Annotated in this window: 19 protein-coding genes and 1 other annotated feature; of the genes, 7 read left to right on the plus strand and 12 right to left on the minus strand. The window is 41.1% G+C overall.

What is annotated here, in order from left to right; translation table 11 throughout:
- Window positions 1-1,143, minus strand: coding sequence for a cysteine desulfurase family protein (locus B9L23_RS16210; RefSeq protein WP_015864816.1), 1,143 nt, complete (start codon window positions 1,141-1,143; stop codon window positions 1-3).
- 164 nt (window positions 1,144-1,307) lie between these two features.
- A complete protein-coding gene (gene ezrA, locus B9L23_RS16215) occupies window positions 1,308-3,011 on the minus strand; it encodes a septation ring formation regulator EzrA (protein WP_062754986.1) in 1,704 nt (567 codons plus the stop codon).
- A 185-nt stretch (window positions 3,012-3,196) separates the two neighbouring features.
- Between ezrA and hisJ the strand changes: the two genes are divergently transcribed.
- Both hisJ and B9L23_RS16225 read left to right on the plus strand, forming a co-directional pair.
- The gene (gene hisJ / locus B9L23_RS16220) at window positions 3,197-4,000 is read left to right on the plus strand and encodes a histidinol-phosphatase HisJ (protein ID WP_081188732.1); all 804 of its coding nucleotides are present in this window, start codon (window positions 3,197-3,199) and stop codon (window positions 3,998-4,000) included.
- Window positions 4,001-4,058: 58 nt separating this feature from the next.
- Window positions 4,059-4,538, plus strand: a complete 480-nt coding sequence (locus tag B9L23_RS16225) for a GAF domain-containing protein (RefSeq protein WP_015864819.1) — start codon at window positions 4,059-4,061, stop codon at window positions 4,536-4,538.
- A 51-nt stretch (window positions 4,539-4,589) separates the two neighbouring features.
- Here B9L23_RS16225 and B9L23_RS16230 read toward each other — a convergent pair whose 3' ends face one another.
- Window positions 4,590-6,467 (minus strand): sensor domain-containing diguanylate cyclase, encoded by a 1,878-nt coding sequence (locus B9L23_RS16230; RefSeq protein ID WP_089098019.1) that lies wholly within the window; start codon window positions 6,465-6,467, stop codon window positions 4,590-4,592.
- A 341-nt stretch (window positions 6,468-6,808) separates the two neighbouring features.
- On the opposite strand from B9L23_RS16230, the gene rpsD reads away from it, so the two are divergent.
- Window positions 6,809-7,411 carry a 30S ribosomal protein S4 gene (rpsD, locus tag B9L23_RS16235; RefSeq protein WP_015864821.1) on the plus strand — a complete coding sequence of 201 codons (603 nt, stop codon included), beginning with the start codon at window positions 6,809-6,811 and terminating at the stop codon, window positions 7,409-7,411.
- Between the two features lie 91 nt (window positions 7,412-7,502).
- Here the strand turns inward: rpsD and tyrS are convergent, their stop codons facing one another.
- Window positions 7,503-8,762, minus strand: a complete 1,260-nt coding sequence (tyrS, locus tag B9L23_RS16240) for a tyrosine--tRNA ligase (protein WP_089098020.1) — start codon at window positions 8,760-8,762, stop codon at window positions 7,503-7,505.
- Window positions 8,763-8,810: 48 nt separating this feature from the next.
- Window positions 8,811-9,031, minus strand: a binding site (T-box leader).
- A gap of 167 nt (window positions 9,032-9,198) precedes the next feature.
- Here tyrS and B9L23_RS16245 point away from each other — a divergent pair.
- Entirely contained in the window at window positions 9,199-11,955 is a 2,757-nt protein-coding gene (locus B9L23_RS16245; protein ID WP_089098021.1) for a transglycosylase domain-containing protein, read from the plus strand.
- A gap of 31 nt (window positions 11,956-11,986) precedes the next feature.
- Here the strand turns inward: B9L23_RS16245 and acsA are convergent, their stop codons facing one another.
- Complete coding sequence (gene acsA / locus B9L23_RS16250) at window positions 11,987-13,702, minus strand: acetate--CoA ligase (protein WP_062754993.1); 1,716 nt, start codon at window positions 13,700-13,702, stop codon at window positions 11,987-11,989.
- A 173-nt stretch (window positions 13,703-13,875) separates the two neighbouring features.
- On the opposite strand from acsA, the gene B9L23_RS16255 reads away from it, so the two are divergent.
- Genes B9L23_RS16255 through B9L23_RS16265 form a run of 3 tightly spaced genes read left to right on the plus strand, consistent with a single transcriptional unit; the run spans window position 13,876 to window position 16,374 of the window.
- Window positions 13,876-14,508, plus strand: a complete 633-nt coding sequence (locus tag B9L23_RS16255) for a GNAT family N-acetyltransferase (protein WP_015864826.1) — start codon at window positions 13,876-13,878, stop codon at window positions 14,506-14,508.
- 34 nt (window positions 14,509-14,542) lie between these two features.
- Window positions 14,543-15,187 carry an acetoin utilization AcuB family protein gene (locus B9L23_RS16260; protein WP_062754995.1) on the plus strand — a complete coding sequence of 215 codons (645 nt, stop codon included), beginning with the start codon at window positions 14,543-14,545 and terminating at the stop codon, window positions 15,185-15,187.
- On the plus strand, window positions 15,184-16,374 hold the full coding sequence (locus B9L23_RS16265) for an acetoin utilization protein AcuC (protein WP_015864828.1): 1,191 nt from the start codon (window positions 15,184-15,186) through the stop codon (window positions 16,372-16,374). Before B9L23_RS16260 ends, B9L23_RS16265 begins: the two co-directional genes overlap by 4 nt.
- Before the next feature lie 61 nt (window positions 16,375-16,435).
- On the opposite strand, the gene ccpA is transcribed toward B9L23_RS16265, so the two are convergent.
- The 7 genes from ccpA to B9L23_RS16300 form a co-directional block, all read right to left on the minus strand.
- Complete coding sequence (ccpA, locus tag B9L23_RS16270; RefSeq protein WP_062754998.1) at window positions 16,436-17,431, minus strand: catabolite control protein A; 996 nt, start codon at window positions 17,429-17,431, stop codon at window positions 16,436-16,438.
- Between the two features lie 414 nt (window positions 17,432-17,845).
- Entirely contained in the window at window positions 17,846-18,928 is a 1,083-nt protein-coding gene (locus tag B9L23_RS16275) for a bifunctional 3-deoxy-7-phosphoheptulonate synthase/chorismate mutase (protein ID WP_015864830.1), read from the minus strand.
- 357 nt (window positions 18,929-19,285) lie between these two features.
- A complete protein-coding gene (gene ytxJ / locus B9L23_RS16280) occupies window positions 19,286-19,618 on the minus strand; it encodes a bacillithiol system redox-active protein YtxJ (protein WP_062755000.1) in 333 nt (110 codons plus the stop codon).
- A gap of 5 nt (window positions 19,619-19,623) precedes the next feature.
- Complete coding sequence (locus B9L23_RS16285; RefSeq protein ID WP_081188737.1) at window positions 19,624-20,019, minus strand: YtxH domain-containing protein; 396 nt, start codon at window positions 20,017-20,019, stop codon at window positions 19,624-19,626.
- Window positions 20,006-20,455 carry a DUF948 domain-containing protein gene (locus tag B9L23_RS16290; RefSeq protein WP_015864833.1) on the minus strand — a complete coding sequence of 150 codons (450 nt, stop codon included), beginning with the start codon at window positions 20,453-20,455 and terminating at the stop codon, window positions 20,006-20,008. Before B9L23_RS16290 ends, B9L23_RS16285 begins: the two co-directional genes overlap by 14 nt.
- 326 nt (window positions 20,456-20,781) lie before the next feature.
- The gene (murC, locus tag B9L23_RS16295) at window positions 20,782-22,083 is read right to left on the minus strand and encodes a UDP-N-acetylmuramate--L-alanine ligase (protein WP_062679259.1); all 1,302 of its coding nucleotides are present in this window, start codon (window positions 22,081-22,083) and stop codon (window positions 20,782-20,784) included.
- A gap of 180 nt (window positions 22,084-22,263) precedes the next feature.
- A complete protein-coding gene (locus tag B9L23_RS16300) occupies window positions 22,264-23,373 on the minus strand; it encodes a nicotinate phosphoribosyltransferase (RefSeq protein ID WP_015864835.1) in 1,110 nt (369 codons plus the stop codon).
- Between the last annotated feature and the right edge of the window lie 14 nt (window positions 23,374-23,387).

Here is a 23,387-nt window from a genome sequence, read left to right on the forward strand (position 1 = left end):
TTACCTCGTTACCTCTCTTAATTTTTCGATTGCCTTTTTCATCACGGCGATAGCAATCGGAATTTCTTCGAGCGTATTTTCAAAGGAAAGGCTAATGCGAATGCCGCTTTCCGCCCGTTTGTCCCCCATTCCCATCGCCAATAATGTTTTACTTGGCGCCTTCTTTTTCGAAGAACACGCCGATGTAGTGGAAACAAAAATATCGTTTTTTTCCAATTCATGAACAAACACTTCCGGTTTAATGCCATCTAAAGAAAAGTTAATAATATGCGGGGCGGAATGCTCTAATGGCGTATTTATTTGAATAAAGGGAATCTCTTTTAATTCATTGAGCCAAGCTTGCTTGACTTCAAGTAAATAATCGATTTGTTTGTCGTATTTTTCTAACGACATCCGCAACGCTTTTGCCATTGCTACAATTGCCGGAACATTTTCGGTCCCAGAACGGAGCTGCATTTCCTGCCCTCCGCCCGCTAACAACGGCGAAAGCTGAATTCCTTGGCGAACGTATAAAATTCCCGCACCACGCAGCCCATGAAACTTATGAGCCGACATTGTACATAAATCAATATGCGCTTTTTTCATATCAAGCGGTACTTTACTGATTCCTTGCACTCGGTCGACATGGAAAATCGTTTTCGGATAGCTCGAAAGCAGCTCACCAATCTCTTCTACAGGTTGAATAGCGCCAACTTCATTATTGACATGCATAATCGAAACGAGAATCGTATCATCGCGCAGCGCTTTTTTTACTTGCTCAACTGTAACGACACCATTTTCATTCACCGGTAAATATGTCACTTCAAATCCTAATTGTTCCAATTGATGGCAAGCCTCTGATACAGATGGATGCTCAATCGCCGTCGTGATAATATGATTGCCGCGATGGCGATATTGAAAGGCAACTCCTTTTATGGCAAAATTATTTGCTTCCGTTCCTCCAGATGTAAAAATAATTTCGCTCGGTTTGACTTGCAATGACGCGGCAATTTGTTCACGAGCTTGCGTTAATAGCCGCTCCGCTTTCATTCCTAATTCGTGAAGAGAGGACGGATTTCCGAAATACTTTGTAGCCACAGTGACAAACGAATCCACCACTTCAGGAAACGGTTTTGTTGTTGCGCTGTTATCTAAATAAATCATCACGTCCATCCTCCGATTATCGTTAACAAATTGTACACTAGTAAGTAATTATAATAAAGAAAGCCGTTAAACATCAACCGAAACATATTATACTTACATTATTCGCAAAAAAACCGATAAATATCTCTATCTATCCAGTGATATTTATCGGTCTTGCGAATCGTTTATTCTTCCTTGGAACGTTCATCACGAAAAATTTGTTGAATGCGTTGAAGCGCACCAGGCTCCACTTTTTCTAAAGCCGCTACCGCTTGCTCCAGCGCCTGTTCATAATCGTAATGGCGAAATAGAAATTCGGCTTCTTCCAATCCTTCTTTTACGCTAGGATAGCGACGGCGGTAGCGGTTCCCATATTGAATCACTTTTTCGACAAGAGATGCTTGCTCAATCATTTCCACCGTCCGTTCATATACGCGCTGAACCATGTTTCCGGATTCCTCCAACGCTTGATGGACAGCAGACATATTAAGCGGTTTTTCCTCCAAACGCACCGCGACTTTCATCAAACTATCTTTTGCTTCCGACAATTGCAATTCGTAAGATTTTGGAAGCCCTGGCAACCGGCTTTTTTGCACAAGCCGCATTGCTTCCGACAGCTTTTTCTTCATCTCATCTAGTTTTTCGCGGGCAACTAGCTCGTCTTTTCGCAATGTTTGCAACATCTTGCGAAACTCCTCATGCTCTTCTTTCATCATTTCTATTTGCGCCAACAGCTGCTCTAATTCTTCTTTTAAAAGCGAATGAGCGGTTTTCGCTTCTAAAATGCGGGCTTGAATGATTTCAAAACGCTTCATTAACTGATGGATTTGTTTTTCAATGCTGCGATATTTTTCAAGATCTTTTGTCGATAACCGATAGCTTTGCTGTACAAACAATGTTTCTTCACTTGTTTCTTTCGCTTCTTCGTTGAGCTCGTTCAACATTTCTTCAATACGAGACATTTCTGTTTTTATGTAGTGATGGGAAATTACTTCTTTTTCCAATAAATCGTATAATGTATCAATCTCTTCTTTTATTTCAGTAATCCCTTGTTTTGCTTCTTCTACTTGCAAATCGCCAATCATTTGCATACACTGTTCAATTTTTTCCCGCTTTTGCACTATTTCCCGATCTATTTGTAAATGATCAAGGATATAGCCTTCCTGCTTCATTTCTTTATATCCATCGTAAAGCTCCTCCAGCTGGGCTGGAATCGTTGTTTGACACTCTGTTAATAATTCTGGAATATCGCTCATCATCTCTGTAACTTTGTTTAGTTCCCCTTTTGATGAAAGAACGATTTCCCGCGCAGCCAAGTAGTTTCCTGATGCTGTTAATTCCTCAAACTGTTTAAATTTTGATTCGATCTCTTCTAATTTTTCATCTAGCTTTGCCGCTGCAACTCCGAACGTATACCGATAAGCCAACAACGTTTTTTTCGCTTCACGATACATTGTTCTTAACTCTTCTATTTCAGTACGGTTTTGCTCCTCACTGCCGATCAATTCATGCACTTCATCAATAATGAGTTGAACTTCCTCTTCCGCTTGACGCAGCAGCTGATCGATTTCACGCAACACCGCTTTTGCTTTTGCATAACGATATTTATCAAGCAATTCTTCTGTATCAAATAATTTTTCTTCCACGTCAGGCAACTTAACAGCTACGAGATCGTCCCACTTTTGCCGCCACTTCTCAAACAATTGTTCCGTTTCTCCCGTCATATTCAATTGTTTTACTTTCGAAAGCTCATCGGGCACCGGTCGATTCATAATCGAAATTTTCCACGCTTCCAGTCGATCAATTTCGCTATACATTTTTTTTCGGTACACATGATTATATATCATTACTCCGCCAAGAAGGAGTAGAACGATAACTGCGATTTCCATCAAGAAATAGCCCCCTTGCACCCGAGTTAGTCACAAAAGAAAATGAGGTTAACCGAGAAGGCAAATTTGCGTAATGTTTTTTCAATGTTTTTATGATACCATGTTAACGACATTTTTTGACCAAATTTTTTATTTTTTTCACAGAAATCTTCATTTTTCTTATATTAAGGAAGGAGTGAGTCATTTTGCGTGACGGGCACATCCATACCCCGTTTTGTCCGCACGGAAGCGGCGATTCACTAGAACAATACGTTGAACGGGCCATTATGCTTGGCTATAAAGAAATTTCTTTTACAGAGCATGCCCCGCTTCCGGAAGGATTTACCGATCCGACACCATATCAAGATAGCGCAATGCGTCGCGAACAAATCGATCATTATTTCGCATCATTAACCGATTTGAAAGCACGTTATCAAAATGATATTATCATCCACATCGGTCTTGAAGTCGATTTTATTCTCGGTTTCGAAGAAAAAACAGCACGATTTTTAGAAGATGTCGGACCGTTGTTAGATGACGGCATTTTATCTGTACATTTTCTCTATTGCAAAGGACAGTACGTCTGTATCGATTACAGCCCTGAAATGTTCGCCGATATCATAACATTATTCGGCTCGATCGACAATGTGTACAATGCGTATTACGACACAGTTTTGCAATCGATTCGCGCAAATCTTGGCCCGTATAAACCGAAACGCATTGGCCATATGACGCTTATCCATAAATTTCAAAAACGCTTCCCTTGTTCTTCACCGATGACGGAGCCGCTGTTACGGATTCTCGATGAAATAAAACTCCGCGATTATGAGCTTGACTATAACGGTGCAGGTGCTAGAAAACCGCTTTGTTTGCAGCCGTATCCGCCAAACTGGGTAATCCGCGAGGCAATGAAGCGAAACATCCGTATTATATATGGTTCAGACGCACATAGCGCAAACGATTTACATCAAGGAACGGACGTTATGCTAAAAGAAGCGTTTTTCGATTGACAAAGTTTCTATAACCACCATAGAATATCCTCATATGGACAAAGGAGGCGGAAAAACATTGTTTCATGCTGTCGCTTATAACGGAACACGGGAAGAAAACTACGAACTTGTCATTCAACAGCTGCGCGCGTTAATTGAAGGAGAATCAAACTTCATCGCTAATTTAGCCAACGCTTCCGCTTTATTAAATCATTTTTTCGAACAAATCAATTGGGTTGGTTTCTACTTAACGGAAAACGATGAGCTTGTGTTAGGTCCGTTTCAAGGGCTTCCGGCCTGTGTACGCATTCCGTTTGGCAAAGGTGTATGCGGCACCGCCGCAAAAAACAAAAAAACCATCATCGTTCCTGACGTTCATCTGTTTCCAGGGCACATTGCATGTGATGCTGCATCGCAATCAGAAATTGTCGTGCCTATGATAAAAGATGGGAATGTAATCGGTGTACTAGACATTGATAGTCCGATCAAAAATCGTTTTGATGAAACAGATCAAAAATATTTGGAAAAGTTCGTCGACGTCATTATAGCGACATTATAGGATAGAAAACAATAATCGAGAAGAAAGGAATCCGAATGAACGGATTCCTTTTTACACTTTATATTGACGAACATAATCTTTCACAAAAATACAATTCTTTCCTGTTCTTTTCGCCGCATAAAGCGCCTCATCAGCCCGTTTAAATAAATCTTTCGCTTCTTCGGGACGATTTTTTTTCCAATACGAAATGCCGCATGAAATCGTTACAGGAGGATGTGTTTCCTTTCTTACTTTTTCAGCAAGACGATGCGCAATCGAAATTCCTACGGCTAATGACACTTTCGGCAAATAGACGGCAAGTTCCTCCCCGCCCCAACGAGCGCCGATGTCACTAGCGCGAATATTGGAACGAATGATGTTGGCAACCTGAACGAGCACATGATCCCCGATTTGATGTCCATATGTATCATTTACTTGTTTAAAATTATCAATATCGACTAAAATAAACGTTCCAAATTCGTCATGAAGCATCGATGTTTTGATTTGTTCATCTAAATAGCGTCTTGTATACAATTTCGTCAAATAGTCCGTAACAACGTGCTTTTCAAGCTCTTCTCTTAACATCGCATTCGTAAATGCGAGGGTGGAATGTTGAATCAGTGACTGCAACAGTTTAAACATTTCAAACGTAAAATGGTATGGTTCGCGATGTAAAACAATCGTAACTCCTTTTAGCTCCCCATTTTGAACCATAGGAGCAGCCATTAGAGAGTGGTAGACAGGAACGGAAAGAGAAGCATGAATTTTTGCATCTCCAACAAAGACGATATCCTTTTCCGTTTTCATTTTCTTTTCCACAAATTCAATATACTTTTTGGATTTACAGGATTGAAAAAATGGTGTGCTCCCAGGTAATAGCTTTCGTTTCCTCCCTTCAAACCAGAAAAAACCGACTTCATCCGCACAAAACGATTGCTTAATTTGCTTTACCATAAATTCAATGGCATCTTGAAGACGCAAATTTGCATTCAACTGGTGTATCGTTTCATTAATTAGCTGTAAATCCGCAACGAGACGACGGGATTGCTCATACAATTTCGCATTTTCCAACGCGCTTCCCGCCGTATTGGCAAGCAAAGAAATAAAATTGATTTCCCTTTTTGGAAACTCCATAATGTAAGGGGCCATAATTTCAATAACACCGTAAACGCCCTGCGCTCCTTTAATCGGCGCATACAAAACGGAACGACGCAGCGAAATGGAGTCTTCAAACTGAATTCTCCCCGTCAAAAAAGCCTGCATCGCTGCCATATTTTCGCCGCTTTCATCAAAAACAAGCGGTTTGATTGGCAAATGCCCGTGATGCTGATTATCGTGCGACAAAAGCAAATAGTATGTAAAGGACGGATATACTTGCTTAAGAGTGTTAATAATTTCCTCGAGCACATCATCAATCTTCATCGATGAATGAATTTTCGCGGCAAACCGATGAAGCTGTTCATAACGTTTTTCATCGCTAAGCCCTTGGGATATCATCCTGAACTTTCGGAAAAGCGTTGAAAAATCTTGTTTGATTTTTTTTAGCAGCCTTCTGCTTATGAAAAGCTGGCGATCATACACTAGCTGCAACATCCCGATTAACTCCTCGGAAAGACGAAGGAAAATTTGCGCGGTTATATACTTTTCATCTTCATGAATTTGTATCGTCTGCTGCTCATCATCTACCATTGCTTTTATATTGTCAGGCAGAATTTGATGACAGAAAGGAGAGTGACTTTCTTCTGATTTCGTGATTGCTTCCGGATAAAACGATTTATTTAAAGGATCAAACACAAAAAAAGCAGCTTGCTTTATCATAAGCTCCTGTTTGAGTAGTAACAGCAATTCTGTGATCACATTGGAAAAATTCTCATAATCATCATACGATAAAAACCAATGAAAAAATTTTTGTTTAAAGGCTCCGTACACTTTTTCTTCTTCTAATTTCATCGCCCTTTTCACCTAAACTGATGTTCTCATTCCAGTTAGTTTTAGAATGGAGTATATACAAAACTTTTCAAAAAATTACATCTTTTATTATATCATATTATCTCGAAATAAGGAAAATAAAAATATTGACTTTGCCCTATAAAAGTCATATAATAGCCTTTGTGTAAAATATAGCAGCCTTAGTGCTCACCTTTATGGTTCCATTTTGTTCCTCGATAACGAGGTGTATCGTGTAACTCTTAGCTGCTAGAGCGAGGATACATGAAAACAAAATGGCCATAATTGTTGACGCACGCCTGCTTTTATTTTACCCGAAATAAAAGCAAAAGGAGGAGCATTGAATGGCTCGTTATACAGGTCCAACGTGGAAAATTTCTCGCCGCCTAGGAATCTCCTTAAGCGGTACAGGTAAAGAGTTGCAAAAACGTCCTTACCCACCAGGTCAACATGGTCCAAGTCAACGCAGAAAACTTTCGGAATATGGTCTGCAATTGCAAGAAAAACAAAAACTTCGCCATATGTACGGCGTAAACGAACGTCAATTCCGCAAAACGTTTGAAGAAGCTGGCAAAATGCCTGGTAAACACGGGGAAAACTTTATGATTCTTTTAGAATCACGTTTAGACAACCTTGTTTACCGTTTAGGCTTTGCGCGTACTCGCCGCCAAGCTCGTCAGCTTGTAACGCACGGCCATATTTTAGTTGACGGAAACCGTGTAAACATTCCATCTTATCGCGTGAAACCTGGCCAAACGATTTCTGTCCGCGAAAAATCTCGCAACCTTCAAGTCATTAAAGAAGCATTAGAATTGAACAACTTCGTACCAGATTATTTAACATTGGATGCTGAAAAACTTGAAGGCACGTATACTCGTTTACCTGAACGCTCCGAATTGCCATCAGAAATTAACGAAGCATTAATCGTTGAGTTCTACTCTCGTTAATGCGCCGCATCCCTTCAGATATGATTCTGGAGGGATTTTTTCTGTTTTGTGATCATCTACCAATAAAAAAACCCGGTCTTCCCGGGTTTTTTTATTGGTAGCGAATTAAATAATATTTTTTCTTTCCGCGGCGAATGATGGTAAAACGTCCTTCGATGCGGTTTTCTTTTGTAATCACTGCATTGACGTCTTGTATGCGCTCACCATTGATGTAAATCGCTCCGTTTGTAATATCTTCCCTCGCCTGCCGTTTCGATGGCACAATCTTCGCCATGACAAGGAGTTCCACTAACGGAACTTCCTCTCCCTCATATTCAAAAGAAGGAACGTCTTTAAACCCTTGTTCAATTTCCTCGGCTGTTAATTGTGACACACTTCCACTAAAGAGCGCCTCCGAAATGCGAATCGCTTGCTTCAAGGCTTCTTCTCCATGGACAAGTTTCGTCATTTCTTCGGCTAACGCTTTTTGCGCCGCACGCTGTTCCGGAGCTTTCTGCAATTGTTTTTCTAGCTCTTCAATTTCTTCTTTCGATAAGAACGTAAAGTATTTTAAATATTTAATGACATCACGGTCGTCTGTGTTAATCCAAAATTGGTAAAACTCATATGGAGACGTTTTTTCCCGATCAAGCCAAATGGCTCCGCTCTCTGTTTTCCCGAATTTTGTTCCATCTGCTTTGGTAACAAGCGGAACGGTTAATCCAAACGCTTTTGCATCTCCTTCCGTTTTTCGGATTAACTCTAATCCTGCTGTGATATTTCCCCATTGGTCACTGCCGCCAATTTGCAAACGACATTGTTCGTTTTGATAAAGTTTTAAGAAGTCCAATGATTGTAAAATCATATAGCTAAACTCCGTAAACGAAATGCCTGTCTCGATGCGCGATTGCACCGATTCTTTCGCCAGCATGTAGTTTAGCCCGAAGTTTTTTCCAACATCGCGCAAAAAAGTAATCACATCAAGCGAACCAATCCAATCATAGTTGTTGGCGATTTTCGCCGGATTTTCTTTCGCATCAAAATCTAAAAATCTTGACAATTGTTCTTTAATGCGTTCACTCCATTGTTGCACCGTTTCTTTTGCATTTAATGTACGCTCGCTTTTTTTTCCGCTTGGGTCTCCGATTAGCCCGGTCGCACCGCCAACAAGCGCAATTGGACGATGGCCAGCTAGCTGAAATCGGCGCAGCGTTAAAATCGGCAATAAATGTCCGATGTGCAAACTGTCCGCCGTAGGGTCAAATCCGGAATATAGCGTCACTTTTTCCTCATTTAGTAATTTCTGAAGCCCTTCCTTATCCGTGACTTGGTTAATTAATCCGCGCCATTCCAACTCTTGCAACAAGTCCATTTGATCCACCCCTTTTTTATTTTTTCATAAAAAAATCGCCCCTTAAACTGAAGGGACGATTGACATCGCGGTACCACCCTACTTAGAAAGCATAGCGCTTTCTCACTTCATTTCGATAACGGCAAATGCCGTCTTTTGCTACTTGGACAATCCGTTCGCAAAAGCTGCTCGAGGAGGTAATTCGTGTTTATCTATGTGCTAGTTCACACCAACCACTAGCTCTCTGAAACAGGGAGATAAACACTACTCGTTCCTGTCATCGCTTTTATGTATATCGTTTTTGATATACATGTTTTTATCATACTCTCATAAATTTGTCAAACCGAATCAAATCGCATTTATAATGAAAGAAAAATGACAAAAAGCCGCAATATTCAACAAAAAATATGATATACTGTGTTTACATTTATTTGTTGTTTATATAGGGGGAATGCCCATGGAGCATATAAAACAAACGTTTTCCCTAAAGAAAGCATGGCGCTATTTTCTCATTACATATGAAGTATGTTGGAATCTTTTTCTTATTTTTCTTATTTTCGCACTATGCGCCATTTGCTTTGCGGTCGGTCTTGGCGCCGGATATTTTGCTTTTTTAGTAAAAGATATGCCGCTTCCTTCGTATCAAGAAATGAAAACAGATATTTACAACTATGAGGAAACAACGCATATTTACTTCGCCAATAACGTTTATCTTGGAAATTTCCGCACGGATTTAGAGAGAGAAGAAGTAAAATTGAAAGATGTTTCCCCTTACGTCATAAAAGCAATAATCGCAACAGAAGACGAATATTTTTACGAACATCACGGTATTGTTCCAAAAGCAATTATCCGGGCGCTTTTTCAAGAAGCTACCAACTCTGCAATGCAAACAGGCGGAAGCACGCTAACGCAACAGCTTGTGAAAAATCAAATATTAACCAATGAAGCGTCGTTTGAACGGAAAGCGAAAGAAATATTGCTTGCGCTTCGCCTCGAAAAATTTTTTAGCAAAAATGAAATTTTAGAGGCATATTTAAATGTCGTTCCATTCGGCAGAAACTCATCCGGGCGCAACATTGCCGGCATCCAAGCAGCGGCCCAAGGCGTTTTTGGAGTAAATGCGAAAGATTTAAATCTAGCCCAAGCAGCATTTTTAGCCGGCCTTCCGCAAAGCCCTTTCGTTTATACGCCATTTACAAGCGATGGAAAAGTGAAAAAAGATTTATCCCCAGCATTGCATCGCATGAAAACGGTGTTAACACGCATGAAACAGGAAGGCTATATTTCCGAAAAGCAATATAAAGAAGCGCTGCAATATGATATCGCCAAACATTTTGCGCCACCGAAGCCATCACCGTTTGAGAAATATCCGTGGCTCACGATGGAAATTGAAAAGCGTGCGAAAGAAGCGCTAGCGGAAGTTTTAGCCAAAAAAGATAGGTATGAGAAACAGCAGTTATGGCAAGACGCATCTCTTTATGAACGCTATTTAGCAAAAGCAGAAAAACAGCTTCGCCAAAACGGGTATAACATTTACACAACGATTGACAAAAATATTTACGATCGCATGCAAAAAGTAGTTGCAAATTATCAATATTACGGCGACGACATTATTCAATACGTAAAAGATCAACAGACGGGCAAAACGGTTGCAAAGCGGGAACCTGTCGAAGTCGGTGCAATCCTTATTGAAAATAAGACAGGGAGAATTATTAGCTTTGTCGGCGGCAGAGATTACGGGCGAGAGCAGCTCAATCACGCCACACAAGCATATCGATCAAACGGTTCGACAATGAAACCGCTGCTCGTATATGCGCCAGCAATGGAAATGGGCATTATTCAGCCCGGTTCCGTCATCCCAGACACAGAATTACGCATCAAGACAGGTAAAGGTTATTACACTCCAAAAAATGCGGACCGAAAAACACACGGTTTAGTCACCGCTCGACGCGCCTTGCAGTATTCTTATAACATTCCTGCGATTCGAACATATATGAAGATCATGAATCAACATCCAGTAGAATATTTGCACAAAATGGGCATTACCAGTGTGGCAAAAACAGAAGAAAACCACGTCGCCTTGGCGATCGGAGGAACGAATAAAGGAGTGACAGTAGAAGAAAATGTCAACGCCTATGCCACATTTGCGAATTACGGAACATTTATCGATGCGTATTTAATTGAAAAAATTGTATCGAAAGATGGACAAGTCATTTACGAACATCAAAGTAAGCCCGTTCCCGTCTTTTCTCCACAAACATCTTATTTAATGATTGATATGATGAGAGACGTTATTCGACACGGCACAGCGTCCTCTCTCCCGTATTATTTAAAATTCCAAGCGGATTGGGCTGGGAAAACGGGAACAGGACAAAATAATCAGGACTCATGGTTTGTTGCAACAAATCCGAACGTTACATTTGGCGTTTGGATGGGATATGATACTCCGGCACCGCTGCAGCTAAAATATAAAGGGTTATCCTATAGCAAACGAACCCAGCTATTATGGGCACAACTAATGAATGCGGCTTATGATGTAAAGCCGCAGCTAATCGCTCCAAAAACGCGATTCAATATGCCAGGCGGCATCGTCCGTCGTGCATATTGTACAGTTTCAGGGTTCGTTCCATCTGATTTATGCGAAAAAGCTGGATTAGTCAACTATGATTTATATAATACAAAATTCACCCCAAAGCAAAGTAAGGACCAATATTTAATCGAAGGACGCTTTGTTGAAGTCAACGGCAAACGGTACATCGCGCTTAATACAACGCCGAGCGAGTTTGTTTCAAGCGGGGTCATACTTAATAAAAAATTGCTCAAAGAACTAGGAATCTACAATATAAACTCCGCCGAGTGGAACGGAACATTATTGGTTAGCGAAATGAAAGAAAACGGAAAACGTCCAGACCCGCCTACCGTCCAACTAACCAATGAAACAATAAGTTGGAAGCCGCACCACGAAAACGACGTCATTGGCTATCGTGTATATTGTGCGGAACAAAAAGGAGCGCCGTTTCGTGTTGTCTCTATCGTTAAAGCTGGAAAATCTTTAACATTTTCCAATCTACAGCCAAAAGCAACATATTATGTGACAGCAGTAGATATAAGCGGCAATGAATCCCCACCATCGAACATCATTTCTGAACAAAATGCCGCTGTACAAAATCAAGGAAAAAAGAAAACATCAGATAGCCCTTCGAAGAACCATTAAAAAAAGCTGATCATATCGATCAGCTTTTTTCTTAGTCTTCCATTGTCGATAAATCCCCTGTCGGCAAGTTGAGTTCCCAAGCTTTTAAGACGCGGCGCATAATCTTTCCGCTTCGCGTTTTTGGCAGTTTGTCGCGGAATTCAATTTCCCGCGGCGCTGCGTGTGCCGCCAATCCTTTTTTGACAAACTGGCGAATGTCTTCTTTCAATTCCTCTGATGGTTCATATCCTTCCCGAAGCGAAATAAACGCTTTAATAATTTCCCCGCGCACCGGATCTGGCTTACCGATAACCCCGGCTTCCGCCACCGCTGGATGTTCCACTAGCTTGCTTTCTACTTCAAATGGACCAACACGTTCCCCAGATGTATTAATCACATCATCGACACGACCTTGGAACCAGAAATATCCGTCTTCATCCATATAGGCGGAATCGCCGGAAACGTACCAATCGCCGATGAAGTACGATTCATATTTTTGTGGGTTATTCCAAATCGTTTTCATCATCGACGGCCATCCTTTTTTAATCGCTAAGTTGCCCATACGATATGGCGGCAGCTCATTTCCTTGATCATCAACAATGGCTGCTTTTACACCAGGAATCGGTTTCCCCATCGACCCCGGCTTAATTTCCATGCAAGGATAGTTACAAATAAGATGAGCGCCTGTTTCTGTCATCCACCATGTATCATGAATGCGTCGCTCGAATACTTTCATCCCCCAGCGAATGACTTCTGGATTCAATGGTTCTCCAACACTGAGAATATGGCGAAGTGAGCTTAAATCATATTTTTTGACAATTTCATCGCCGGCTCCCATCAACATGCGAAATGCCGTTGGTGCACTATACCACACGGTTACGCCGAAATCTTGAATCGCTTGATACCATGCATCCGGGCTAAAACGTCCTCCAATAACGACGCTTGAAGCGCCACACAACCAAGGACCGAAAATACCATATGACGTTCCCGTTACCCAACCAGGGTCAGCTGTACACCAATAAATATCGTCTTCTTTTAAATCAAGCACCCATTTTGCTGTTTGATAATGTTGAATCATTGCATTGTGAACGTGCAAAACCCCTTTTGGCTTTCCAGTAGAACCAGATGTATAATGCAAAATAAGTCCATCTTGGCGATCTACCCATTCAATGTCAAAATGTTTGCTCGCTTCGTTCATTCGTTTCTTTAAGTCAATATACGGACCTTCTTCCACAATGTTATCCCCGACAAGAAAAACGTATTTCAGCTCAGGCAGATCATTGACTGGAACCCGCGGCAACAGTTCCGGTGTCGTGATGATTGCCTTCGCTCCACTATCCTCAAGCCGATCGCGCACCGCTCCTTCCATAAACGCTTCAAACAGCGGACCAACAATCGCGCCTGTTTTAATGATTCCTAATACAGAAAAATACAATTCCGGAGAGCGCGGCATAAAAATAAATACGCGGTCTCCTTTTTCAATCTCTGCTACTTGTTTTAGCACGTTTGCAACTTTGTTGGACATTTCTTTCATTTCTTTGAATGTATACTTTTCATTTCTCGATGCATCACGGTAATAGAGAGCTACTTTATTTTTTCGAAACGTTTCCGCATGGCGGTCGATCGCTTCATACGCCATATTGACCCGGCCTGTTTCAAACCACGAAAATTCCTTTTCTACTTCTTTCCAATCAAAATTTTTATATGTTTCTTCATAATTTTTTAAATTATAGTCCCCTTGTATGACCGGTAGTACTTCCGTTTTCATTCTCTGACTCCCCCTTATGTAAGTGGTTACAGTCCTATTATAGTATATCTCTTATGAATTCTCAATTTTTTAAAAATTTTCTTTTTATTTTTTGTGAACTTTTTTTGAAACCGGGCTTCCAGTCGTTTTTTCATGTATAATGTTAGCAGAAAGACAAATCTAGGTGGTGCTCTATGGAACATAAAAAAACGTATAATGCGAAAGAATTAAAAACCCCAAAAGGGACATTAATTATTGAGGGGCCAGTATCTGCTGAAAAACTAGCAAGTTACGAATTTCATCACGATTTGACATCATTCCGCCAGCCGCCGCAGCAACATAAAGCACTCATTGAAATCGCAAAGCTGCCAGAAGGAAGAATCATTATCGCCCGTCATAACCAAACCATTGTTGGTTATGTTACGTTTCTTTATCCCGACCCGCTTGAACGTTGGTCACAAGGAAACATGGAAAATTTAATCGAGTTAGGCGCAATTGAAGTCATCCCGGAGTTTCGCGGTTATGGGGTAGGAAAAAATTTATTGATTGTATCGATGATGGATGATGCAATGGAAGATTACATTATTATTACAACAGAATATTACTGGCATTGGGATTTAAAAGGGACGGGGTTAAATGTATGGGAATACCGGAAATTAATGGAGAAAATGATGAACGCCGGCGGGCTTGTTTGGTATGCAACGGATGATCCTGAAATTTGTTCCCATCCGGCTAACTGCTTAATGGTTCGCATCGGCAAACGGGTCGATCAAGAATCTATCCAAAAATTCGATCGCCTTCGCTTTATGAATCGGTACATGTATTAAAAATCTTTCTTGACAACAAAGGGGAGAGGAATCAGTGATTGTCGAACAAATTATGAAAACTCCTGTCGTTACACTCCAGCCGACAAATACGATTGCAGAAGCGATTCAGTTAGTACGACAACTGCGCATTCGCCATATTCCGATTGTTGATGCCGAAAACCATGTTATCGGCATTGTAACAGATCGAGATCTTCGCGATGCAAGCCCTTCTATTTTTCGTCTTCACGAACATCTCGAAGATTTACAAAAACCGCTCAGCACGATTATGAAAACAGACGTCATCGTCGGACATCCGCTCGATTTTGTGGAAGAAGTAGCAGCGCTGTTTTACGAGCATAAAATCAGCTGTTTACCTATCGTCCAAGACGGCAAACTTGTCGGCATCGTGACGGAAACAGATTTATTATATACGCTTATTCAGCTTACGGGGGCACATCAACCTAGTTCACAAATTGAAGTGAAAGTGCCTAATGAAAGCGGCATGTTAAGCAAAGCGGCCGCTATTATCGCCAAAAGACATACGAATATTTCCAGCGTTCTTTTATATCCTGACGAAGACGAAAACTACCAAATTCTTGTCTTCCGCGTGCAGACAATGAATCCGATTGGAATTATTAACGATCTAAAAAATGCTGGCTATACGGTGTTATGGCCAAACTTACCGGGGGTTTCGTCATGAAAAAAGATTGTGTATTTATTTACAGTGATGATTTCCTTCGGTATAAATTTCATGATGAGCACCCGTTTAACCAACTTCGCGTTAAACTCACATACGATTTATTGCGCGCGATGAATGCATTAGAAGATGAACAAATTGTCACACCAAGAGTCGCAACGGACGAAGAACTTGCCTTAATTCATGATCAATCATATATTGAAGCGGTCAAAGCAGCTGGAAAAGGCCAGTTGCCTGAACAGGTAGCCTTAAACTACGGACTAGGGACAGAAGATACGCCAATTTTCCCAAATATGCACGAGGCAAGCGCTTTGTTGGTAGGAAGCACATTAACTGCAGTCGATTATGTGCTATCCGGAAAAGCAAAGCATGCGTTAAGTTTAGGCGGAGGGCTTCACCACGGCTTTCGCGGCAAAGCATCCGGTTTTTGCGTTTACAATGATAGCGCTGTCGCCATTAAGTATATTCGAGAAAAATACGGACTCCGCGTTCTTTACGTTGATACGGATGCCCATCATGGAGACGGCGTCCAATGGGCATTTTATGATGATCCAAATGTATGTACGTTTTCCATTCATGAAACAGGCCGCTACCTATTTCCCGGAACAGGAGGTGTGAATGAACGCGGACACGGGGCAGGATATGGGTACTCATTTAACATTCCAGTAGATGCGTTTACAGAAGATGAATCATGGCTTGACGCTTATACACAAGCGCTTCGAGAAATTGCGGAATTTTTCCGGCCCGATGTGATTTTCACGCAAAACGGAGCGGACGCTCATTATTACGATCCGCTTACTCATTTGTCCGTAACGATGAAAACATACCGTGAAATCCCGAAACTCGCCCATCAAATCGCTCACGAATATTGTGACGGGCGTTGGATCGCAGTTGGCGGCGGCGGTTACGATATTTGGCGCGTCGTTCCGCGGGCATGGGCGCTTATTTGGCTAGAAATGACAGAACAATCGAATATTTCCGGAAAATTACCGAAGCCATGGCTTGATAAATGGCAATCGCGTTCTCCTGTCCCATTGCCGCAAGAATGGGATGATCCGGAACCACTATATCCACCGATTCCACGAAAAGCGGAAATTACCGAAAAAAATGCTCAAACGGTAGAAAAAGCGTTATATCCAATTCGCAGTCAGCGACAAAAATCAACCGATCAAACTATTTCTAATAAATGATATTTTATCATCTTCATAAAAAAACAAAAAGGGGCTTAGCAAAAATGATAGCCCCTTTTCGTTATTTCGTTGAGTCACGATATTCAATACGGTGCGGCAGCACGACGATATGGTTTTCGACGTTTTCCTTATTCATATATTTAGTTAATAAACGCATCGCAACCGCACCGATGTCATACATCGGCTGCACTACCGTCGTTAAACGAGGACGAACCATTGTCGCAAGCCGTGTATTGTCAAAACCGACCACTTCTAATTGATCCGGAATGCGAACGCCATGATCTTGCGCGCTATGGATAATGCCAAGCGCCATTTCATCAGTTCCAGCAAAAACAGCGGTTGGCTTCTCGGCTAATTCAGCGATTTTTTCGTATGCCTCAATGCCGGAATCATAGGAGTTATCTCCTTCAATTACAAGCTCTTCGTCATAGGCTATTCCATGCGTTTCTAAAGCGCGACGGTAGCCCGCCAATTTCTTTTGATTGATTGGATCATCCGTCGGTCCCGTCACATAGGCGACCCGCTTGTTTCCTTTTTCTACAAGATAAGTAACCGCTTCAAAGGAAGCTTGTTCATAATCAATGTTGACTGATGGAATGGTATTATTTGGTTCAATCGTTGCGGCTAACACGATTGGCACAGGTGATTTCTGAAACTCATTGACATGCTCTTCGGTAATGTTTCCACCCATAAACAAAATGCCGTCCACTTGTTTAGCGAGCATCGTATTGAGCAAATGCAATTCTTTTTCTTTATTTTGGTCAGAGTTGCTTAAAATGATATTATATTTGTACATCGTGGCAATATCTTCAATTCCACGTGCCAATTCCGCGAAAAAGATGCTAGAAATATCAGGAATAATAACCCCAACGGTCGTTGTTTTTTTGCTAGCAAGTCCCCGTGCAACCGCATTTGGCCGGTAGCCTAGACGTTCAATCGCTTCCAACACCTTTTTTCTTGTTGATGGCTTCACATTCGGGTTTCCATTCACGACACGAGACACGGTCGCCATCGACACGTTTGCCTCTCGTGCCACATCGTAAATCGTTACATTCATTGATTTCACTCCTCTTTTTTATAAATAAACATCGATTGTTATTTTCATAACAACAAATATCCGTTTATGCAAAAATATCATACGATACATTATGGATGAATCGCAACGAATTGGCAACTATTTTGCAAATGTTTTCACAAACAATTCACTAATATTGAGGAAAACTTTCTATGTATATCATACCCAACCTATGAACAATGATAAACTTTATGGTCCATTTCCATTCCGTTTCCGATATATTTTGCAACCGAACACAAATTCTCATAAAATAATGCATTCACGAAAATTAGTTCAGGAAATCCGCGTTACATCTTGGAAAGCGAAACGTACATTCCAAAAAACATCACAACCCAAATGGCAGTAAACAGAAAATTCCCCCTTCAGAGAATTGCTGAAGGGGGACGTTGAATTCTATTATGCTTTTACCATTTGCCGCTGGAACGCTCTTATTTCTTCCATAAATTCATTAAATTGAGCAATATCCATTTGTTGTGCCGAATCCGATAATGCAACCGCTGGATCTGGATGTACCTCTGCCATTACTCCATCCGCGCCAATTGCTAACGCTGCTTTCGCACAAGGAATTAATAAGTCACGACGGCCTGTTGAATGAGTAACATCAACCAATACAGGCAAGTGTGTTTCTTTCTTTAAAATTGGCACCGCAGAAATATCCAACGTATTTCTTGTCGCGCGCTCATATGTGCGAATACCGCGTTCACAAAGAATAATTTGACCGTTTCCTTGCGACATAATGTACTCTGCCGCATTAATGAATTCTTCAATCGTTGCCGCTAGCCCGCGTTTTAACAAAATTGGCTTGTTCACTTGGCCTGCCGCTTTTAAAAGCTCAAAGTTTTGCATGTTGCGCGCACCAATTTGAATCACATCAATATAGTCTAGCGCTATTTCAATATCCGCAGGGGTGACAATTTCACTAATCACAGCTAAGTCAAACTCATCGGCAATTCGTTTTAAAATTTTTAATCCTTCCACGCCTAGTCCTTGGAAATCATATGGCGATGTTCTCGGTTTGTACGCACCGCCGCGAAGAAGTTTTAATCCTTGTTTCTTCACCGCTTTTGCAACAGCCGCAACTTGTTCATAACTTTCGACCGCACACGGTCCCATCACAAAATATTGGTTGCCGTCGCCAATTTTTTCGCCTTTTACATCAACAATCGTATTTTCCGGATGCTTCTTGCGCGATACAAGCAATGCTTTACGATGATCATCTTCTTGCAGTTCAAGACCAGCTTTAAAAATTTCTTTAAAAATATGCTGCAATGTCGATGTTTCAAATGGTCCATCGTTGTGCTCAGAAATTAAATCAAGCATTTTCCGTTCACGCACTGGGTCATAACGATATGTTCCTTGCGTTTCCTTGATTTTTCCAATTTCTTGAACAAGTCTCCCTCGTTCATTAATTAATTTTAAAATTTGTAAGTTAATCTCATCCACCTTTGCCCGCAGCTCATCTAATCTCTTATTGCTCATGCTTTCCCATCCTTTCTTTCGTGCAGTTTAGTTCAAAACCGTTTTCCACCTTATCCGGATGACTCCAGTCACGGACTTTGTGGTTATTATTTTTTAATTAGTCATTATTATAATGGAAACAGAAGCAGTTGTCATCAAAAAATACTTTATTTATTAAACGCTTTTAAGCAATAAAGTATTTTATAAGAAATTGCATAAGATATTTTATGAGAATTGCATAAAAAGTGTCTGAATCACTCGGAAACAAACGCCAATGGACAATAAAAAAGGACATGCACCATCCTTTCGTAAACGCTTGGAGGTGCATGTCTTTTACAGCTATATGTTAGAAATGGAGTCTTCGGCCAAAGACGCCATTCATGCTTGTATTACTTCTTTTTTTAGAGAGTCATATGTGATATTCCAGTGCGATGTATGCCACACGACAGATCCATTTTCAAACAAAAGTGCTTGCGGAGATTCATGTTTCACACCAAACGTTTCAGCGATATAGTTCGAAAGTGGACGCGCCTCTTGCACAAACAAATAATATGTATCCACTTCCGGATAGTCGGCTGAGAATTTTTCATACTCTTGAAACGCTGCTTGACTAATTGGGCATGTAAGACTATGTTTGATGAATAAAAACCGTTTCCCCTCTTTTAACACTTCTTGAAATTGTTCAATCGTCTCCAGTTTCTTCTTTCCCACTTTGCTCACTCCGTTTCATTTTGTTTTTGCAGTTTTTGCTCCGCATCATGGAACGCTTCTTCTGCTTCTTTCAACAATTTTTCTATATTTTCTTTATCCTTTTCGCTCGCTGGCACCGAAATCGGGATGACCGATGTTTCCGACGTTGTTGTAGATTCAGAAGAAGATAGCTTCTCGTCCGTTTTTCCAATTGGAATAAATTTCGTTACTTCTTTCGTTTTTTCTTTGGCGACTTCTAACCATTCTGTTGCTGTTGTTTTCATCGGCTCTAATTTTCCTGTTTCATTGATTTCAGCGAGCCATTGTTTTCCTTTTTCGCTTGTCAATAGCATCACCGTCACCGCACCAGCAATTCCGCCGACAATCGCTCCTAACAAAAATCCTCCATTATTTTTTGCCATCAAATATAGCCTCCTTCGTCTTTTTTTGCTTCCTTTCCTTCCATTTTTCCCATATTTCCATAAAAGCATTTCCCCATTGCATTACTTTTACTACTTTTTCTTGGTATGCATCTACTTTCTTTGTCACAGAGGAAGAAAATTGTTGCAGCGAATGGTTGAACGACTGAACGGTAGAACTGACATCACTTACGGCATGGACAAGCGAATTCAATCCTTCCACTTTTTTCTGAACATCATCAGCAAGCGCATTCGCTTTCTTTAACAGCTGTGCCGTTTCCGTCGTAATGCTCTGCACTTCTTTGTCTAAATGGTCAATGGTCGCCGTTAAGCGTCGGATCGTTTCCTGCAATACCGTTAATGTCCTTGCGATATAAATGACTAATATGAAAAAAGAGATGGCAATCAACGCGATGCTGGCATATAAAATGATTTCCACTTAATTTCCTCCTTGCTAGCAGCCGTTTTGGGTTCTCCACATTTTTCCCTTTTCAAACGTTCGACATCCATCCGACAAATTCCTGCAAGTATATTCATTCAAAAAATGATGCGAAATCAATGTTTCCATTTCCAACAAGGGCATTGCATAACGCTCATTCATCGCGGCATGGTCATAATAAGCAGCCTTCAGGATATCGAGGCGGTGAAATTTCCTACGAGACATGCTTATTTATTCACAATGTGAGCTGATAAATTTGGCGATAAAAAACGAGCCGGCAAGTGGATGCCTAGCTCGTTTTTCTTTTTTTACTAAAAAGCACCAAATTATGAGTGAACCGTCCGCTCGTATGCTTCTTGAAACTTTTGAATATCTCCTGCGCCCATAAAAATTAATACCGCGTTTTCATGCTGTTTTAATATAGATGTATTATCTTCTTGAATGAGACGGGAATTCGGAATTTGCGCCTGCAGGTCATGAATCGATAATTTGCCATGATGCTCGCGCGCAGAGCCAAATATATCACATAAATATACTTGGTCAGCTTGCTGCAAGCTTTCCGCAAATTCCCGCAAAAACGTTTGTGTTCGCGTATACGTATGCGGCTGAAAAATCGCAACAATTTCGCGCCCCGGATATTTTTGTCTCGCCGCATCAATCGTTGCGATAATTTCCCGCGGATGATGCGCATAGTCATCAATCAAAATTTGATTGCCAAGCACTTTTTCGCTAAAACGGCGTTTTACGCCTTGGAACGTTTTTAATCGTTCTTGAATAATGCGGACATCCATCTCTTCATAATGGCAAAGCGCAATGACGGCAAGCGCATTTAATACGTTATGGTCGCCAAAGCGCGGAATTTCGAACGAAGCAAAAAACGTATTGCGGACAAACACGTCAAACGCTGTTCCTTCTGTTGTTTTCACCACATTGCGCGCTTGGAAATCATTATCATCCCCAAATCCGTAAAACAACACCGGCACTTTTGCTTGAATTTTTTGTAAGTATTCATCATCCCCACAAGCGATAATCCCTTTTTTCACTTGCAGCGCCATTTCTTGAAACGCTGAAAATACATCGTCGATATTGGCAAAATAATCAGGGTGATCAAAATCAATATTTGTCATGATTGCATAATCTGGAAAGTAGGATAAGAAGTGGCGGCGGTATTCGCATGCCTCAAATACAAAATATTTACTTCCTTCTATCCCTTTTCCCGTTCCATCACCAATTAAATATGATGTTGGATGCACCCCTTGCATCACATGTGCAAGCAAGCCAGTCGTCGATGTTTTTCCGTGCGATCCCGTAACCGCAATGCTTGTAAACTTTTGCAAAAATTCCCCTAAAAAGCGATGATACCGGATCACAGGCACTCCTAATTCATGAGCAGCTTGTATTTCTTCATGCGTTTCAGGAAAAGCATTGCCTGCAATCACCGTATAGCCCGGTTTAATATTTTCTTTGTTAAAGGGCAAAATGGGAATTCCCCGCTCCTCTAATGCTTTTTGGGTAAAAAAACGCTTCTCGACATCTGAACCTTGGACCGTATAGTTCATATCATGAAGAACTTGCGCTAAAGCGCTCATTCCTGTTCCTTTAATGCCAACAAAATGGTAAACTGTCATAATTAAGCCCTCCAACAATCGTCTATCTGTAAGACAGTATATGACGTTCATCTAGTTTTGCCATTTATTTCATTTGGCATATGTATTCTCATATTTCATCATTATAACATTGTTTGCTTCTAAAAACTATGAGTACGTCCAAAAAGAAAACGAATGGGACGGTCTTTCTATCAGCAACCTTTATATTTCCGACAAATCGACTCTTTCTAAGCGTGGATTTGGCCGATATCTTCTTCCTGCTTTCGCCTGATGCTTTCCGTTTAACAATACATTATCGCCGGTAAAGCCGATATGAATTTTAAGAAGGCTTCTGCCGACGCCATACATATCAACAGGCACGCCTTGCTTTTCAAATTCGATAATGCGTTCCTCATTAAATCCGCCGCTGACGACAATTTTCACATGGTGGAATCCTTCACGATCTAACGCTTCACGGAGCGCAAAAATAAGCGGTGGATTGACGCCGCGGGGATCAAACGTTCCGAGCACTTCCGGATGCCGAATAAAATATTGGTCAATCATCGTTCTCGATGTATCGACGCGAACCCCTTTTAATTTATCGCCAAACTCACGGGCAACGCGAAGCGCATCGGTAATACAGTCATTATTGTAATCGACAAGCACAATTAAGTCATCTTCCGGATATTTTTGGTAATACGCCTTTGCCGCCGCAACAACATCGCCGTCAAATAACTGGATGAGCGCATGCGGCATTGTTCCCATTCCTTGTTTCCCCCACCATTCATTCATCGCATGAGTCGCTTGCGCCGTTGAACCGCCAATAAACGCCGCATAGCCATCGCCGGCTTGTTGAGTGTAATGATCGTCGCGGTCTCCCATAAAAATAATTGGTTTTTGCACACCCGATAACGCCGCCGCTTTCACGACATTGTAAACGTTCGTCGCCACTGACGTACGCCGGGCTAAAATGCCGTCAATAACCCCTTCTAAAAACCCGAAATTTTGATACGGGCCAGTAATGGTCAATACGGTTTCAAATGGACTGATCTTATCCCCGTCTTTTAATGAATAAATTTCTAACTTCTCAGGTTCGTCAGCAAATGTTTTGATGAGTGCGATCACCTCATCTGTTCCACATAATACAGCATGTTCCTTTTGAAAAAATTGCATCGTAACAATATTATTTGGACAAAACTCTTTGACAATTTCACGCGTTTTTAAAAAATAAACGGCGGAAAACCAGCCGTCGCGAATCCGCTCATCAAATTTAAACGTTTTATTCGTTAATCGTTTAATTTTCCCTTGTAATTTTAATTCGATTTCCTTCATCGCTGCTCCCTCGC

This window comes from Parageobacillus galactosidasius (genome assembly GCF_002217735.1).
GTDB classification, from domain to species: Bacteria; Bacillota; Bacilli; order Bacillales; family Anoxybacillaceae; genus Parageobacillus_B; species Parageobacillus_B toebii.

Excerpts from the sequence above, each read along its gene's own strand:
- B9L23_RS16210 (WP_015864816.1), bottom strand. The coding sequence starts at position 1,143 with ATGATTTATTTAGATAACAGCGCAACAACAAAACCGTTTCCTGAAGTG.
- B9L23_RS16285 (WP_081188737.1), bottom strand. The coding sequence starts at position 20,019 with ATGGCAAAAAATAATGGAGGATTTTTGTTAGGAGCGATTGTCGGCGGA.
- acsA (WP_062754993.1), bottom strand. The coding sequence starts at position 13,702 with ATGAAAACGGAAGTACTACCGGTCATACAAGGGGACTATAATTTAAAA.
- ezrA (WP_062754986.1), bottom strand. The coding sequence starts at position 3,011 with ATGGAAATCGCAGTTATCGTTCTACTCCTTCTTGGCGGAGTAATGATA.
- B9L23_RS16255 (WP_015864826.1), top strand. The coding sequence starts at position 13,876 with ATGGAACATAAAAAAACGTATAATGCGAAAGAATTAAAAACCCCAAAA.
- B9L23_RS16265 (WP_015864828.1), top strand. The coding sequence starts at position 15,184 with ATGAAAAAAGATTGTGTATTTATTTACAGTGATGATTTCCTTCGGTAT.
- B9L23_RS16230 (WP_089098019.1), bottom strand. The coding sequence starts at position 6,467 with ATGAAATTAGAAGAAGAAAAAGTGTACGGAGCCTTTAAACAAAAATTT.
- murC (WP_062679259.1), bottom strand. The coding sequence starts at position 22,083 with ATGACAGTTTACCATTTTGTTGGCATTAAAGGAACAGGAATGAGCGCT.
- B9L23_RS16275 (WP_015864830.1), bottom strand. The coding sequence starts at position 18,928 with ATGAGCAATAAGAGATTAGATGAGCTGCGGGCAAAGGTGGATGAGATT.
- B9L23_RS16245 (WP_089098021.1), top strand. The coding sequence starts at position 9,199 with ATGGAGCATATAAAACAAACGTTTTCCCTAAAGAAAGCATGGCGCTAT.
- ccpA (WP_062754998.1), bottom strand. The coding sequence starts at position 17,431 with ATGAATGTAACGATTTACGATGTGGCACGAGAGGCAAACGTGTCGATG.
- rpsD (WP_015864821.1), top strand. The coding sequence starts at position 6,809 with ATGGCTCGTTATACAGGTCCAACGTGGAAAATTTCTCGCCGCCTAGGA.
- B9L23_RS16300 (WP_015864835.1), bottom strand. The coding sequence starts at position 23,373 with ATGAAGGAAATCGAATTAAAATTACAAGGGAAAATTAAACGATTAACG.
- tyrS (WP_089098020.1), bottom strand. The coding sequence starts at position 8,762 with ATGGACTTGTTGCAAGAGTTGGAATGGCGCGGATTAATTAACCAAGTC.